Genomic DNA, 14880 nt, shown 5'->3' with positions numbered 1-14880 from the left:
GGCAGCAGCCCCCTCCGCCGCTCGCTCCCCCCTCTTCACACAACATCTCGCTGACTAACTTGGCTTAAGCAAGTTGGTCATTTTGGTCATTTGACATGCCTGCCTGCCAAATGGAGGGCGCCGAATCGGCAACAAAATATCCCGTTGACATCAGCAAGAAAGAAAAATACTATTATTTTCCTTGGCAATATGTAGTTTTACTACTTTATTGCTTTGCTGCATTTTGCCAAGCTGGTTCGAATTGCTTCTGGTCAGTATGGAATTTGGCACAGTCATCCAGACGCCGTTCGGAACAACATGCGTTTGGCAAGGCAAAGTCCAGTCCGTCAGCGCGTATCACCGCCGCACCCGTATTGCTCACAGTTTCTTGTGAATTTTTTTGCATAAAAATGATATTCAAAGCCGCTTCGGCCCAAACGGCAGCGTGAGTCAGCTGACTGCCGGAGGCAATGAGGCGGGTCCTTTTTAACTAGAAGAGCAATATTGCAGGAGACAAACATGAATCGACGTATGACATTGACCGTTATCGCTACCTCCCTGATGGCGGCTTTTCTGACCGTGCCGCAGGCATTTGCCAGCGGCGCCGCACCGGGCGGTCCGGGTCTCGGATCCAGCTGGGCGCCCGCGCAGAAGTCGTTGCTCGGCACCTCGGCCAGCAATACATCGCGGGTCTACTTTACCGGGTACCGAAGCATTATCACGGAGGTCTTCTACCCGACCCTGGATAATCCGAATAACGTCGATCTGCAATTCCTGGTCGGCGACACGGCAAAGACCTTTGTCGACGAAGAAAAAGTGCAAACGGCCTATACGGCGACGCGAGCGGACAAACGGTCGATGACCTGGACTGCAAGCACGGCCAATAGCGGCCACAACTGGCAACTCAGCAAAACCATTTTTGTCGACCCGACTCGCAATACCCTGATCCAGCGCACTACATTCACTGCGCTCAACGGCAAGAACGTCAGCAATTTCAATCTCTACCTCCTCCACAATCCCTCGATGAATGACGCGGGCTCGGGCGATACCGCAAAAACCCTTGTATCGGGCGGGCGCACCTTGCTTGTCGCCTCGAAATCGACGCGCGCTTCTGCAATCGGCGTATCCCTTCCCTGGCAAAATGTCGCTGGCGCCACCATGGCCTCGGTTGGCTTTGTCGGCGTCAACGACGGCTGGACCGACTTGCTTGGCGGTGCGTCCGACAAGACCATGGATTACACCTACGACACCGCTGCGAACGGCAATGTAGCGCAGATGGGCTGGATCAACTTTGGCGGCAGCACTGCAACCAGCATCTCTTTCGATGTCGCCGTCGGTTTTGGCGCTACCGAAACAGAGGCGATGAACACAGCCAACGCAACGTTGGCGGACAACATCTCCACGCTGGGAACGACTTACGATAACGAATGGCATGCTTATAACAACGCCCTGAGCACACAGGGCGGCACCGCAGACGATCAGTACTATCTTGCGGCGATGTCGCTCAAGTCGATACAGGACAAATCGAATGGCGCGATGATTGCCGGCATGGGCACGCCGTGGGGAGAAACCGCGGACGACACCGTCAATACCGGTGGTTATCATCTCGTATGGGCGCGCGATCTTTTCAAGTTCGCGAATTCGCTCATTACGGCGGGAGATAAGGCGTCGGCATCGTCCGCCGTCGGCTTCCTGTTCAACGTACAGCAGCAGGCGAGCGGGCGTTTTCCTCAGAATTCGCACATCAACGGCACGCCATACTGGAACGGAACCCAGATGGATGAGCAGGCAATGCCCATCCTGCTTGCTTATCGCCTTGGTCCGGCTGTCTATAATCCGATTTGGCCGAAGATCAAGCTGGCAGCCGACTATATCGTTGCCAACGGTCCCTGGACGCAACAGGAACGCTGGGAAGAGACCTCTGGCTATTCGCCATCGACCATCGCCGCGGAAATTGCCGGCCTGGTGGCGGCGGCCAAGATAGCCATCGTCAACAACGACAGCACCAGCGCGGCGACATACTTGCGCATCGCCGACTATTGGCAACAGAATGTGGCGGGATGGACCTTTACCAACACAGGCCCGCTCGGCAACGGCAAGTACTACATCAGGATCAATCCGGCAGGAAAGAGCGGCACAGGCAGCGGCCCTCAGATCTACAATCCGGCCAGCGGCCCGGATGCAGCGTCGATATATACGATAGGAAATGGCGGCGGCTCGCACGATCAACGCAAGATAATCGACGGCGGCTTTCTCGAACTGGTGCGCATGGGGATCAAGAGCCCGAACGACAGCACCATCGTCTCGACCATACCGGTGTATGACGGCGCCATCAAGCAGACCGTGAGCGGGAAAGGCGATGCATGGTTCCGCTATAACTTCGACGGCTATGGAGAACAAAACGATGGCACGAATTACAACGGCTCGTCCGGACGGGGACGGCTGTGGCCGATCTTTACCGCTGAACGCGGGATGTACGAGATTGCCAAGAGCGGCCTCGGCAGCAGCGGCAGCACTTTCTTGAGCGCGGTGAAGGCATTTTCCACGCCCGAAGGCTTCGTCTCGGAACAGGTCTGGAATAACACGGCGTCGGTCACGCCCGGTATCGATGGCGGCTGGCAAGCGACGACGCCCGCCCCTTATGTGCCGGGAAGCCCGACCAAATCAATTGCACCTTTGAGTTGGGCCATGGGCGAGTACATCAACCTGCTGGCATCGATCAACGCCAACAATGTCATCGATATTCCTCAACCTGTCTGCGCTCGTTACAACAACTGCGCAATCGCTCCCTCCGCCGGCCAGGTACAGGCGGCTGTGAACGTGACGGCCAATACCTCCCCCGGGCAATGGGTATACGTGACCGGCAGCGTGGCCGAACTGGGATCATGGAACACCGATCTGGGCACGCCCGTGGATCCGGCCAGCTACCCGGTCTGGGCAAACAAGGTCAACTTGCCTGCAAACTCTGGAATCACCTACAAGTACTATCGCAAGAATAGCGATGGTTCAGTCACGTGGGAGAATCTGCCAAATAACGGCAACCGTGCGCTGAATACGCCAGCCTCCGGAACCGTTACCTTGTCTGACAAGGTGAGCTGGTAATGCTGCAGGCGACCCGCTGCAATAGTCGCGCTGCATCGCGGCAGGGTCGCCTCCGGCTAATAATTCTTGTGGCATCGTAAACACGCCCGGCACCATCGCGCGCGAAGCCTGGACGCACTTGGTTCCACGGAGCGCTCCTGTCATCAAGAGTCGGGTTAGCGTCAAAGTACAAGAAAGGAAATCATGCTTGCCAAAGTCCTATCCCTCAAAGCCTTGATCCTGTTCGTCACCGCTCTGGCCGTCGTGTATATAGTCGTGATTCAGCGCACGGACAACAGCCGCGAAGCGGTGCTCCCCGCCGTTGGCGCCGGTTATTCCAAGCCGCAGGCGATCCTATCCGCATCCGCATCAGCCTCACTTGATTGCGCCGCCAATGCATTGGCAAGTCCGTTTGGGCAAACCCCGGCGCACTGCAGCAACGGCAGCGACACCTCAGCTCCGCCGGCCAGGCAAGCGGCCGACACCAGCGCCGCCGCCATCGGCAAAACGCTTCATGCGCTAGAGCCATGCAATACGCCGCGCAGCAATGGAACCGGAGCGCCGGCCGATTGCCGTCATTCTGCCGCGGCGGAAGCCGGCATGGTCAGCCAGCTTGAAGAACTGACCAGACGAGGCAACTCGCAGGCGCGCGTTGAGTTGAGCATGCAGCTCCAACGCGAAGAGCAACGCTCCGGCCGCCAGATCCTGAATGAGGCCGACGTCGCCCAGGATCCGCAATTGCAGCGGGCAGTTGCGCTGCTTGCAGAGGCAGTCGCGGCAGGAAATGTCGACGCGCAAAAAGTCAGGGACTCCATGGGAGATCACGCCAGGCTTCTGCACACCGGGCGCTGACTGGCCGAGCAGCCCGCAGGGTCTGAGCTCGCAGGAACTACCTTCCTTACCTCACATTAATTGACAGGCGACATGGGGCGGCGCCTCAAAACAATGGGAAATGTTGTCGCAAGTCATCATTGCGTAATAAATAACTGTTATTTTTTGCAGGCTGCCAGGGCGACAATCTGGTTTGCATGTCGACGGCGCTGCCCGGAGAAAATCTGTGCCGCGCCGCGGTGAAAGCAACAGTCATCCCCTGTTTTATTAACCGCTGGACCTTATAGAAACATGAAGGAGAAAAGATCAATGAAAAAATTCCTGGTTTCCCTTTGCCTGCTGACTCAGGCAATGTACGCCATGGCCGATGGCCAATCGGATTGCGACGCCGCCGCAGGCAGCTATCTCTCTGGCACCGTCAACGCCAAACCGACATTTGCGGATGGCAAAGCACTCCAGGGCGTCAAGCTCTCGCATACGCATATCCGCGTAAAAGCGGACCAGGACGGCAGGACTTATGACGTCGCCATGGACAACGTCTACGCCGCGGACTACCAAAAGAATTCGACTTCGATACCGAAGTCGCTGGCGGCGTTCAAGATCGGCGACCAGGTGGAAATGTGCGGCCAGCTGTATACCAGCGGCTATGGCATCCACTGGGTCCACGACAATTGCAACGTCACGCCGGACGAGGCCCATCCAAACGGATTCGTCAAGAAACTGCTGGCCGATGGCAGCGAAGGCGACAATCTGGAAGCCAGCGAGGCTTATTGCTATTTGTGGAATTAAGCGCCGCTTGTTTGATGCCTGATGTTTGATGTTTGACACCTGATGCCGGTTGCGCTGCGCCGGCATCAGGCCTATAGCGAACTGCCTCCCTACGTTTTCCCGATGTCGTGAGCCCGACCATCCGTTACTCGCTACTGCTCGCAGTGGCCGGCGCATGCCTTGGAATGTATCTGTCGACGACAGAGGGTTCCGGGGAAACGCTGAGCGTAAAGACCGCAAGCCAGGATCCCGTCTCCAGTCCATCTCCCCGCAGCGGCGAATTGATATCGCCGTTTGCGCCAGGAACGGCAAACCAGGGAAATGGCCTCGCCGCGCCCCCTCAACCGCCTGCCGCTGTGTATGCGCGCAACGGCCGCCAGGTCGACCTGGGCGGGCTTACGGTGCAAGAGTACATTTCAAAATGGAATAGCCTGGCAAGGGCCGGCGACAAAGACGCCGCCTACAATGTTTACCAGGCGGCAGCGGTTTGCGCCAGTAACGACGAACCCGCCCCCGCCTACGATAGCGCCGCCGAGCTCGCGCAATTTCTGGATCAACGAAAAAAATTGCTGGCATTGTGCGCAGGCGTCAATTCGGCGCAACTGCAGGAGCGCCTCTCCTTCCTGGCCCTGGCCGCGCGCGCGGGAAAAGTAGAAGCGCAAATCGATTACTTCATGGAAGGGCCGTATGGCCGTGACACCGACCTGGCGAAAAGCGCGGACGATCCCGTCGTACAGCAGTGGAAAACCGAAGCCGTCACAGAACTGAAATCCGCCGCCGGACAGGGAGAGCCATTTGCCCTGGCGTTGCTGGCGCAAGTGTACGGCGCCGGAGAACTGCTGCCACGCGATGCAAGACTATCCCTCGCCTACAAGGTAGCCGAGGCAGATGCGAGAAATAGCGCCTTGTCGGAAGAACAGCTCAGGCGCAATGCCGGCGCGCAAATGTCCGACGCGGATTTTGCCAGCGCCCTGCAAACAGGCAAGCAAATCGCAGCCGCCTGCTGCAAGAAAAATCGTCCCTCATCGCAAGAGTAGATGGGTTCGTGAGCTGGGGCAGCTTGGCGCCAATCCATGCAGGTTGGTGCTTTTTGTTTTGGGGAGCGCAAAAGTCGGCCCGTCGGACTCTCGCCATTTGTTGTGCAAATCCCTGCCGCCCTGAACCAGGCAGGCGCCGGCGCTACCACATCAAGTCATCTGGAATCTGGAAAGCCGCATACGGATCGTCCGCATCGATCTCGGTGCTGGTCTTGTTCACCCGCACGACCAGCGAAGCATCGCGCTCCGCGATCTTGTCGGCGATGATCCTGGGCACCAGGTCCCTGGCCGCGCCCTGGCAGATGATCACCAGGCGCCCGGCGATCAAATGCGCTTGGACCGCGGCCGAGACATACAGCCGTTCGATCTTGTTGTCGTGAGTGAAATTGTAGGCAATGTCGCCCCCACCCGTGCTTTGGCGATTTTTCTGCACCATCTGGACAATTTGCGCCGCGATCGCTTTTTGAGTGGCGGCCGCATCGCGCTGGGCATTCAGTTCGCGGGCGCGGTCGGCATTCTTGCGTTGCGTTTCGAGCGCCGCCAGGCGCGTCTCATCGATGCTGGCCGTGCCGCTCCGGCGCTCGGCCTTCTTCTGCTTGTTCTTGTCCTGATTGACCAGTTTGACTTTGGTCTTGTCGACCAGTCCGGCTTTCAAAAATTGCTCTTGCAATGAGGCCATACATGCTGCTCCGTAAATAGGGACGCCCGGTCAGGGACGCCCGGTATAGGGACGCCCGGTCAGGGCAGGCCGGCCCGGACAGTGGCGCCGGCCAGTGGAAAGTCGCTAGCATAGCAAACATCGACTCCACAGACCCGCGATCGCGGCTTGCTGCTAGCCCTCCTAATGAGAATCAGCGCGAGGGTTACCAGGCGACCATTGGGAATTCAGGAACGCACATTTGTTTTCTCCTGGCTTTTTTATTCAAGCGGTCGCCAATTTCTCGTTCAGGTAAGGCGCGATATTCCGCATCGCACGCGCCACGTAGTCTTCCTTCTCTCCCACCGGGGCAACATAGTGAAGCGCGCTTTCCGCCGCCTCGGTCCCCTCCAGGCGGGCGATGATCCAGGCGGCAAGGTAAGGCGACGCCAGGCACCCGCCCGCGGTGGCGACATTACCGCTGGCAAAGAACGGCTGGTTCAGCACATCCACGCCGGCTTCCTGGACCCAGGGTTTGGTCGTCAGGTCGGTGCAGGCGGGAACGCCATCCAGCAGACCGAGCTTGGCCAGCACCAGCGTGCCGGAGCATTGCGCGCCCAGCAATTGCTTCGACGGATCGAGTTGCAGCTGCGCCATCAGCGCCGCGTCAGCGACAATTTCCCGCGTCAGCATGCCGCTGCCGACAATGACCGCATCGGCAGCGCTTGCCTCGCGCAGGGATGCCTGCGCTTCGAGCACCACCCCGTTCATCGACCGCACTCGCGCAGCAGGACTGGCGATCGACACGCGCCAGCCTGGCTTCTTGACGCGATTGAGGACGCCGAGCGCGATGAGGGAGTCGAGTTCGTTGAAGCCTTCGAAGGTGAGGATAGCGATGTGCATGGTGTCGTCTTCCTGTGTAGAATTTCTGAGAACGGAGCTGCCGGCCACGATTTCCCTGCTATCGGAAAGCGTGTGACACACTTGTAAGTTACCTCTTTTCTCGATAACGGGCATTCAGTCGGATACAAACCTTGCCGGGCTCAGTGCCCATCACCGCCTGGCGCGGCAGCCGCTCAGGCAATCGCCTCATAAGAACCCGTGCCATCCGGCCACGGTGTCAGCACTTCAAAGCCATCGGCAGTCACGGCCACCATATGCTCCCATTGCGCCGACAAGGAGCCGTCCCGGGTGACCACCGTCCAGCCGTCTTCCAGCGCCCGGGTTTCGCGCTTGCCGGCATTGAGCATCGGCTCGATGGTGAACACCATGCCGGGTTTCAGGCGCATTCCTTCCCCCCGATTTCCGTAGTGCAGCACCTGCAGATCTTCGTGGTAGACCTGGCCGATGCCATGGCCGCAGTATTCGCGCACGACGCTGAAGCGCTCCCGTTGCGCCACGCTCTGGATGGCGTGGCCGACGTCGCCCAGCGTCGCGCCGGGGCGCACTTGCAGGATGCCGGCCCGCATTGCCTCGTAGGTGGTGTCGACCAGCCGGCGCGCCAGCGCGCTTGGCTCGCCGACATAGTACATGCGGCTGGTATCGCCGAACCAGCCATCCGCGATGACTGCCACGTCGATGTTGACGATGTCCCCATCCTTCAGAATCTCGCTCGGCGATGGGATGCCGTGGCAGATCACATCGTTGACCGAGATGCATATCGTCTTCGGGAAGCCGTGGTAGCCGACGTTGGCCGGTATCACCTTTTGCACATGGACGATGTAGTCATGGCACAGGCGGTCCAGCGCCTCGGTGCTGACGCCGGCCTTGACATGTTCCGCGATCATCCGCAGCACATCGGCGGCCAGGGTGCCGGCGATGCGCGCCTTGGCGATGTCCGCCGCCGACTTGATCATGCCCGGCCGGCTCATCGCAAGGCCTTTCGTGCCGGCTTCGGCGCCGCAGGCGGAGGCTGAAGCTCCTGCGTAAAGAACGCCAGGCTCTGGTCGCCCGCCTGCCTGGCGCGCATCAGCAGCTGGCAGATATCGCCATGGCAAAGGCCCGGATGCAGTTCGGACAACATGCCGATGCGCATCCAGTGTTCGGCCTGGGCGTTGATGGAACGGCTCAGCGCATCGCTCGCGCTGCGCAGGTTGTCGTGCATTAGATCGGAGATTTTGACGATGCCCATGGTGATTTTCCTGATATACGTTTTATATACGAAACGTATATTATCATATCTGCCCCGTCAGTGAATCCATGGAGGATTTCATGCGGCCACGGCGATGCGGCATGTTCATCACCTGCCGGGGGTTCGCTGAATTGCTAAAAAAATCTTTAAAAGTGACCCCTTTTTCAATCTCGGATGGCAATATCAGTAGGGTCGCCTACCAAGCCGACACACTCCATACTGCATCCGAAACAAAACTGAGGACACTAATGGCAATAAAATCCCCCCTGACCTGTCTCTGGGTCACGCTGCTGGCGACCGGCGTCGCGTCGGCGGCGCTCGCTGCGCCGGCCGCGCCTGCAACGGCGGCCAGTTCCACCTCCGGCTACAACCAGCCTCCCAAGAACATCCTCGATGTCATGCGCGCGCCATCGCCGCCAGTTCCGGTGCTGAGCCCGACGCATGAGCGCATGCTGCTGGTGTCCTGGCAGGACTATCCGTCGATTTCCCGGGTGGCGGCGCCTTTCCTGCGCCTGGCCGGGGTACGGGTCGAACCCAAGAACCATAGCAAGCACGATACCCCGGGCGGCTACGGCATCACGCCCTGCGCCAGCAGCTTTGAGCTGGTGCATATCCCGGACGGCGCGCAGACGCGTATCGCGCTGCCGGCGGACGCCTGCCCCGGCCGGCCGCTGTGGAGCGCCGACGGCAAGCGCTTCGCTTTCGAAAACATCACCGCCGATTCGGTTGATCTGTGGATCGGCGACGCCAGCACCGGCGTAATCAGGCGCGTGCCGGGCGCGCACCTGAATCCGATGCTGGAAGACGAACTGCAATGGATGCCGGACCAGAAGACGCTGCTGGTCAAGCTGGTTCCCGCGCGCATGGGTCCGCCGCCGCCGGAACCGCTGATCCCGGCCGGCCCCAGCATCCAGGAATCGGGCGGCGGCAAAGGACAGAGCAGCACCTATGAAAACCGCGATACGCTGGGCAGCCCGCACGACGAAGATCTGTTCGACTACTACGCCGCCGCGCAGCTGGCGCTGGTTGACGCCGGCAGCCTGGCCGTCACGCCAATCGGCGCCGCCGGCCGCTACGAATCGGTGGCAGCTGCGCCGGATGGCCGGCATGTGCTGGTCAGCGCGATCCGCAAGCCGTATTCCTACGTCACCACCTCCGACCGTTTTCCGCATGACGTGGAAGTCTGGGATCTCGCCAAGCGCCCGAACATAGGGGTGCATCGCATCGCCTCGCTGCCGCTGGCGGACCGGGTCCCGATCGGCGGCGTTGCGCTCGGACCGCGCGACTTTTCCTGGCGCGCGACCGAGCCTGCGACGCTGGTCTGGGCCGAAGCGCTCGACGGCGGCGACTGGAAGGCCAAGGTGCCGGCGCGCGACAAGCTGATGTTGTCCAAGGCGCCGTTCGATGCGGCGCCGCTGGAGATCACCCGCACTGAACAGCGCTATGTCGGCATCTCCTGGAGCGAGCAGGCGGATCTTGCATTGTTGACCGAATACGATCGCAACCGCCACTGGCGGCGCAGTTTCCTGGTCAATGTCGACGATGCCCAGCAGAAGCCGCGCTTGCTGTGGGATTTGTCGACCGATGAAAAATATGCCAATCCGGGCAGCCCGGTCAAACGCCAGCTGTCCAACGGCGCCATGGTGCTGCGCCAGGACGGCGATGCCATCTTCCTCAGCGGCGTCGGCGCTTCGCCGGACGGCGACCGCCCCTTCCTCGACAAGCTCGACCTGAAGACGCTGAAATCGGAACGCCTGTTCCGCAGCGACAAGAGCTCCTACGAGCAGTTCCTGGGCTTCGCCGGAGCGGGTGCGCAAAATTTCCTGACCTGGCGCCAGTCGGTGATGGATCCGCCTAATGCGTTCATCCGCACTATCGGTGCGCCGCTTGACGCCGCCGCCGGAGAAGCCGTCTTTGCTTCGAGCAGCGCCGCCATTACCCACATCCCGGATCCGACGCCGGTGGTGCGCCAGATCAAGAAGCGGCTGGTGAAATACAAGCGCGCCGACGGCCTGGATTTGTCGTTCACCCTGTACACGCCGCCCGGCTACCAGGAAGGCCAGCGCGTGCCGACCATCCTGTATGCCTATCCGCTCGACTACGCCGATGCGTCCAAGGCAGGCCAGACCACCGGCTCGCAGGAAACCTTCACGCGCCTGCGCCAGTACCGTTTGCTGCTGCTGGCCGGCTACGCCATCATCGACAACGCCGCCTTCCCTATCGTCGGCGATCCGAAGAAAGCCTACGACACCTATATGGAGCAGTTGGTGGCCGATGCCAAGGGCGCGGTTGACGAAGCAGTGCGGCTGGGAGTCGCCGATCCGGAACGCATCGGCGTCACCGGCCACAGCCACGGCGCGCTGATGACCGCCAACCTGCTGGCCCATTCAGACATGTTCCGGGCCGGCGTCGCCACCAGCGGTTCCTACAACAAGACGCTGACGCCGTTCGGCTTCCAGAACGAGCAGCGTTCGGTATGGGAAACGCAGGATGTATACCTGAAGGTTTCGCCATTCTTCTACGCCGACAAGATGAAGACGCCTATCCTGATCGTGCATGGCGCGGACGATGCCAATCCGGGCACCACGCCGCTGCAGGCCAGCAAGCTGTATGAGGCGATCCGCGGCAATGGCGGCACCACGCGCCTGGTGATGCTGCCGCATGAACCGCACTGGTATGCAGCGATGGAATCGAACGAACAGCTGGTGTATGAAATGCTGCGCTGGTTCGACACCTATGTGAAGAATGCGCCGCCGCGCGCACCGGCGGTAGCAGCCGCGGCGCCTTAGAAACAACCGGCAGTAGCGGGGCTAGAATTAGCCCTTACGAACGCCAGCCGGCACCGGTTGGCGTTTTTTTTGCCGCCAAAATCCGCCATTAAAGCGCCGTTGCCGGCAGCGGCGCCGCTGCCGCGCCGAGGCTGCGCTGCAGGCGCCAGAGCAGCAGCAAGGCCGCCAGCGAAGTGCCGACCAGCACATAGCCCAGCACATCGAAGTGCTGCAGCTTGCCGTCCGCGCCGAGCGTGACGATGTGGCCGGCGACGACCGAAGCGATGCCGCCCGACAGTTGCTGGATGGAGGCGCTGATGGCGCTGAACGAGCCGCGCTGGGTCGCACTCGGTACCGACGACACCAGCGCCTGGTAGGGAATCATGCGCGAGAAGATGCCGACGAACAGAATCGCATTGACGGCAATCAGGCCCGCCAGGGAAGTCGGCCCGAGATGGGTATAGATCAGCACCATGGTAATCGACAGCGCGGTGCCCAGCGTGAACACCCTGAATTTGCCGAAGGCATCCGCGGCCTTGCCGATCAAGGGCCCGATAAAGATAGTGCATAAGCCTGTGACCAGATAGACCGTCGGCAGGTCGTGCAGGTTGATGCCAAGGTTGTTGACGGCATACGCGCTGCCGAAAGGCATCAGCATGAAGCCGCCGGTGGTCAGCAGCGAGGTGGTGGCAAAGGCCATCAGGTAACGCCGCTCGGTCAGCGTATGGAACAGATGCATCCACGGGCTGTGTTCCTGCGGCAGCCCAAGATGCGCGGCGACAGGCTGCATGCGCCAGGCCACGAACAGGCCGCCCAGCACGCCGAGGCCGGCCATCGCCAGGAACGGCACATGCCAGTTCCAGCGGTTCGACAGGTACAGGCCGATCGGAATGCCCAGCACCTGGCTGGCGGCAAAGGCCGTCTGGATCAGGCCCATCACGCGTCCGCGCATCTGCGGCGGGAACAGGTCGGTCGAGATGGCCAGCACGATGGAGCCGATGACGCCGCCGAACAAGCCGGTGACGATGCGCGCCAGCAGCAGCATCTCAAAGCTTTGCGCCAGCCCGCACCACAGCGTGCCGACGATGAAGCCGGCATAAAAGAACAGCAGGATCTTCTTGCGATCGAAGCGGTCGGCAAAGCCGGCCGTCAGCAGACCGGAGATGCCGGCGCTGAAAGCATAGGCGGAAACCACCAGCCCGAACTGCTTCGGCTCGATGGCCAGCGCCGGCATGATCATGGCGCCCAGCGGCGACATCAGCATGAAATCGAGAATGACGGCGAACTGCAGGAACGCCAGCATGCCGACGACAAATTTCTGGTAGCGGGAGAATTGCGTAGACGGGGTAGAGGATATTGGGTTCATGCCACTGGAGACGTTTCACAGGAAGGAATATTGTGGCGGCACGAAAATATTCTTGCAAAGTGATCCGGGGTGCAAAAACACATCTCCGGAACGTCGCTCATCAGAGGATGGCGTTTTTGCAAGGCCGGCGGTAGCGGCCGAAACCAGCCGCCGGCCAAGTACGTTTTATAGATGATCGCTCAGGAAAGTCAAGGAATTGCCATGCGCTTCCGCCGCCGCGCGCTGGTTATAGCTGGAGCGGTGCGAGCAACTGAAGCCGTGTTCGGCACCCGGGTAGACATGGACTTCGACATCGTCATTGTCTTCGAAACGCTCGGCGATGGTCTGCACGGCCTCCAGCGAAATGTGGCTGTCGGCGGCGCCGAAGTGCATCAGCAGCGGCACTGCGATCTCGTCGGCGCGCTGCAACTGGTTCTGGATGCCGCCGCCGTAGTACGCAATCGCTGCATCGACCAGGCCGTTGGCCGCGGTGTTATACGCGAGCATGCCGCCGAAGCAATAGCCGATGACCGCCAGCTTGCCTTCCAGGCCGGGCTGCGCCTTGAGGGCGGCAACGGTCAATGCGATGTCCGCCTGCGCCTTGGCGACGTCGGTAGCTCTCATCAGTTCGGCCGCGCGCTTCCAGCCGGCGTCGTCATAAGTCAATTCGATGCGCTTGCCGTTGCGCCAGAACAGATCCGGCACAAGCACCATGTAGCCGTCGGCGGCATATTGCTCGGCGACCGAGCGGATGTGTTCGTTGACGCCGAAGATTTCCTGCAGCAGCACGATGCCCGGGCCCTTGCCGGTGTGCGGGATGGCCAGGTAGGCGCCGAAAGTGCCGTCGGCGGCCTCGATGTCTATCCATTTGGTGGTAACGCTCATGGTGATTCCTATCTGGATGAAGAATGAATGTCGGGATATTGCGGGAGAGGTAGCTTGCGGCGGCTGAAATCATCGGCCTCCGCCTCCAGGCAAACGTCAGCACCGGAGCAAGTCTAAGCCCGAATAGCATGCTACCAGAAGCCGGCGATTGCAGTCCGGGGGTCCTAGTCCTGGGCCGATCCCATCCAGCCGCTATGCCGGATCCAGGTTTCAAACAAGCCAGGCCAGGCATGCACCAGGCTGCCCTCCGGCCCCAGGCCCCAGCCATGTCCGCCTTCCTGGAAAACATGCATTTCCGCCGGAATCCGCGCGGCCTTGAGCGCATTGAACATCAGCAGGCTGTTCTGAATCGGCGAAATCGGATCATCGGCGGCCTGCGCCAGGAAAGTGGCAGGCATCCCGGCGCCGACATGCCGCTCTACCGAAAACGCTTCGCTCTCAGCCAGGTCCGGACGCTTGCCGACGATTTCACGACGCGAATGCGTATTGTCATATGGGGGCATGAAAGTCAGCACCGGATAGATCAGGCCGGCGAAGTCGGGCCGCGCGGAAAGCTGATCGGCCGCGTCGATCGCCGCATAACGCGGCGCGTCCGGTTCGGCGGCGGTGGTTCCGGCCAGATGGCCGCCGGCGGAAAATCCCATGATGCCGATGCGCCTGGCGTCCAGCCCGTACTTCGCCGCCGAAGCCCGGATCAGGCGCATGGCCCGCTGCCCATCCTGGAACGGCGCGAGCTTGCTCCAGCCCTCGCCAGGCAAGCGATAGATCAGCTCGAACACGGTGACGCCCAATGCTTGCAGCCAGCGCGCCGCCGGGATGCTTTCCGTGCCGCGCTCGATATGCGCATAGCCGCCGCCGGCGATCACCAGCATGGCGCTGCCGTTGGGGCGCTGCGGGCGATATGCCACCATGCGCGGGCGCGCGATGTTGGTGAGCGATCCTTTGGCATTGGTCCGCTCCGGTCCCTGCGGCCCGCTGCCATCCGGCGGCTTGTCGCCGGGCCACAGAGAAATCTCCGTGTCTTCGGCAGACAGAGCCGCAGCGTACAGCTGCCGAGGGCCGGCCAGCGCCGATGCGCCAAGCATGCCGATTCCTAACAGGGTGCGCCGTTTCATGGTGTCCATTTCAAACATTCCGCCGGGGTAGTCAAGGTTTGCCGCAGGCTCGGTCATATCCCGGACGGGATTGCCTGGCCTTGACGGATGCCAAGAGCATAGCCGCGAATCCTGAATTCTGCGCGAACGCATGAACTTTCGTTACCGCAGTCCCGTACTGAAGACGCTGGAAGCCAATCTCTCCGGCGGCGTCGATCATCATGGCGCGGCACCACTGAGCTCACCTGGGATTACCGCAATGTTTCCAGCACCCTGAGCTGGTACTGCACCGGCGGCTACAAGATCGACCAGAACAGCTTGCAG

At 60.9% G+C, this 14880-nt stretch carries 13 protein-coding genes; 6 read left to right on the top strand and 7 right to left on the bottom strand.

Annotated features, from left to right (window positions below; genetic code table 11):
* The first annotated feature begins 95 nt into the window (after positions 1-95).
* From AC07V8_RS10930 to AC07V8_RS10910, 5 genes are all read left to right on the top strand, one after another.
* Complete coding sequence (locus tag AC07V8_RS10930) at positions 96-428, top strand: hypothetical protein (RefSeq protein WP_494677782.1); 333 nt, start codon at positions 96-98, stop codon at positions 426-428.
* A 112-nt stretch (positions 429-540) separates the two neighbouring features.
* Entirely contained in the window at positions 541-3081 is a 2541-nt protein-coding gene (locus AC07V8_RS10925) for a glycoside hydrolase family 15 protein (RefSeq protein ID WP_494678035.1), read from the top strand.
* 183 nt (positions 3082-3264) lie between these two features.
* A complete protein-coding gene (locus tag AC07V8_RS10920) occupies positions 3265-3912 on the top strand; it encodes a hypothetical protein (RefSeq protein WP_494677783.1) in 648 nt (215 codons plus the stop codon).
* Positions 3913-4200: 288 nt separating this feature from the next.
* A complete protein-coding gene (locus tag AC07V8_RS10915; protein WP_494677784.1) occupies positions 4201-4680 on the top strand; it encodes a hypothetical protein in 480 nt (159 codons plus the stop codon).
* A gap of 107 nt (positions 4681-4787) precedes the next feature.
* Entirely contained in the window at positions 4788-5696 is a 909-nt protein-coding gene (locus AC07V8_RS10910; RefSeq protein WP_494677785.1) for a hypothetical protein, read from the top strand.
* Positions 5697-5838: 142 nt separating this feature from the next.
* On the opposite strand, the gene AC07V8_RS10905 is transcribed toward AC07V8_RS10910, so the two are convergent.
* From AC07V8_RS10905 to AC07V8_RS10890, 4 genes are all read right to left on the bottom strand, one after another.
* Positions 5839-6375, bottom strand: coding sequence for a DUF2058 domain-containing protein (locus AC07V8_RS10905; protein ID WP_494677786.1), 537 nt, complete (start codon positions 6373-6375; stop codon positions 5839-5841).
* A 243-nt stretch (positions 6376-6618) separates the two neighbouring features.
* Complete coding sequence (locus AC07V8_RS10900) at positions 6619-7236, bottom strand: DJ-1/PfpI family protein (RefSeq protein ID WP_494677787.1); 618 nt, start codon at positions 7234-7236, stop codon at positions 6619-6621.
* Between the two features lie 173 nt (positions 7237-7409).
* Positions 7410-8204, bottom strand: coding sequence for a type I methionyl aminopeptidase (gene map / locus AC07V8_RS10895; RefSeq protein WP_494677788.1), 795 nt, complete (start codon positions 8202-8204; stop codon positions 7410-7412).
* Positions 8201-8464 carry a ParD-like family protein gene (locus tag AC07V8_RS10890; protein WP_494677789.1) on the bottom strand — a complete coding sequence of 88 codons (264 nt, stop codon included), beginning with the start codon at positions 8462-8464 and terminating at the stop codon, positions 8201-8203. Before AC07V8_RS10890 ends, map begins: the two co-directional genes overlap by 4 nt.
* 248 nt (positions 8465-8712) lie before the next feature.
* On the opposite strand from AC07V8_RS10890, the gene AC07V8_RS10885 reads away from it, so the two are divergent.
* Positions 8713-11253, top strand: a complete 2541-nt coding sequence (locus AC07V8_RS10885) for a S9 family peptidase (RefSeq protein ID WP_494677790.1) — start codon at positions 8713-8715, stop codon at positions 11251-11253.
* An 88-nt stretch (positions 11254-11341) separates the two neighbouring features.
* Here AC07V8_RS10885 and AC07V8_RS10880 read toward each other — a convergent pair whose 3' ends face one another.
* The 3 genes from AC07V8_RS10880 to AC07V8_RS10870 form a co-directional block, all read right to left on the bottom strand.
* Complete coding sequence (locus tag AC07V8_RS10880; protein WP_494677791.1) at positions 11342-12598, bottom strand: MFS transporter; 1257 nt, start codon at positions 12596-12598, stop codon at positions 11342-11344.
* Positions 12599-12763: 165 nt separating this feature from the next.
* A complete protein-coding gene (locus tag AC07V8_RS10875) occupies positions 12764-13462 on the bottom strand; it encodes a dienelactone hydrolase family protein (protein WP_494677792.1) in 699 nt (232 codons plus the stop codon).
* Between the two features lie 164 nt (positions 13463-13626).
* On the bottom strand, positions 13627-14586 hold the full coding sequence (locus AC07V8_RS10870) for an alpha/beta hydrolase (RefSeq protein ID WP_494677793.1): 960 nt from the start codon (positions 14584-14586) through the stop codon (positions 13627-13629).
* Positions 14587-14880: the final 294 nt, after the last annotated feature.

The organism is Collimonas sp. GW821-FHT02H07, assembly GCF_059421505.1.
The sequence above is the reverse complement of the archived record's forward strand: the minus strand, read 5'-3'. Positions and strand labels throughout refer to the sequence as shown.

Excerpts from the sequence above, each read along its gene's own strand:
- AC07V8_RS10930 (WP_494677782.1), top strand. The coding sequence starts at position 96 with ATGCCTGCCTGCCAAATGGAGGGCGCCGAATCGGCAACAAAATATCCC.
- AC07V8_RS10925 (WP_494678035.1), top strand. The coding sequence starts at position 541 with ATGGCGGCTTTTCTGACCGTGCCGCAGGCATTTGCCAGCGGCGCCGCA.
- AC07V8_RS10920 (WP_494677783.1), top strand. The coding sequence starts at position 3,265 with ATGCTTGCCAAAGTCCTATCCCTCAAAGCCTTGATCCTGTTCGTCACC.
- AC07V8_RS10915 (WP_494677784.1), top strand. The coding sequence starts at position 4,201 with ATGAAAAAATTCCTGGTTTCCCTTTGCCTGCTGACTCAGGCAATGTAC.
- AC07V8_RS10905 (WP_494677786.1), bottom strand. The coding sequence starts at position 6,375 with ATGGCCTCATTGCAAGAGCAATTTTTGAAAGCCGGACTGGTCGACAAG.
- AC07V8_RS10900 (WP_494677787.1), bottom strand. The coding sequence starts at position 7,236 with ATGCACATCGCTATCCTCACCTTCGAAGGCTTCAACGAACTCGACTCC.
- map (WP_494677788.1), bottom strand. The coding sequence starts at position 8,204 with ATGAGCCGGCCGGGCATGATCAAGTCGGCGGCGGACATCGCCAAGGCG.
- AC07V8_RS10890 (WP_494677789.1), bottom strand. The coding sequence starts at position 8,464 with ATGGGCATCGTCAAAATCTCCGATCTAATGCACGACAACCTGCGCAGC.
- AC07V8_RS10885 (WP_494677790.1), top strand. The coding sequence starts at position 8,713 with ATGGCAATAAAATCCCCCCTGACCTGTCTCTGGGTCACGCTGCTGGCG.
- AC07V8_RS10880 (WP_494677791.1), bottom strand. The coding sequence starts at position 12,598 with ATGAACCCAATATCCTCTACCCCGTCTACGCAATTCTCCCGCTACCAG.
- AC07V8_RS10875 (WP_494677792.1), bottom strand. The coding sequence starts at position 13,462 with ATGAGCGTTACCACCAAATGGATAGACATCGAGGCCGCCGACGGCACT.
- AC07V8_RS10870 (WP_494677793.1), bottom strand. The coding sequence starts at position 14,586 with ATGGACACCATGAAACGGCGCACCCTGTTAGGAATCGGCATGCTTGGC.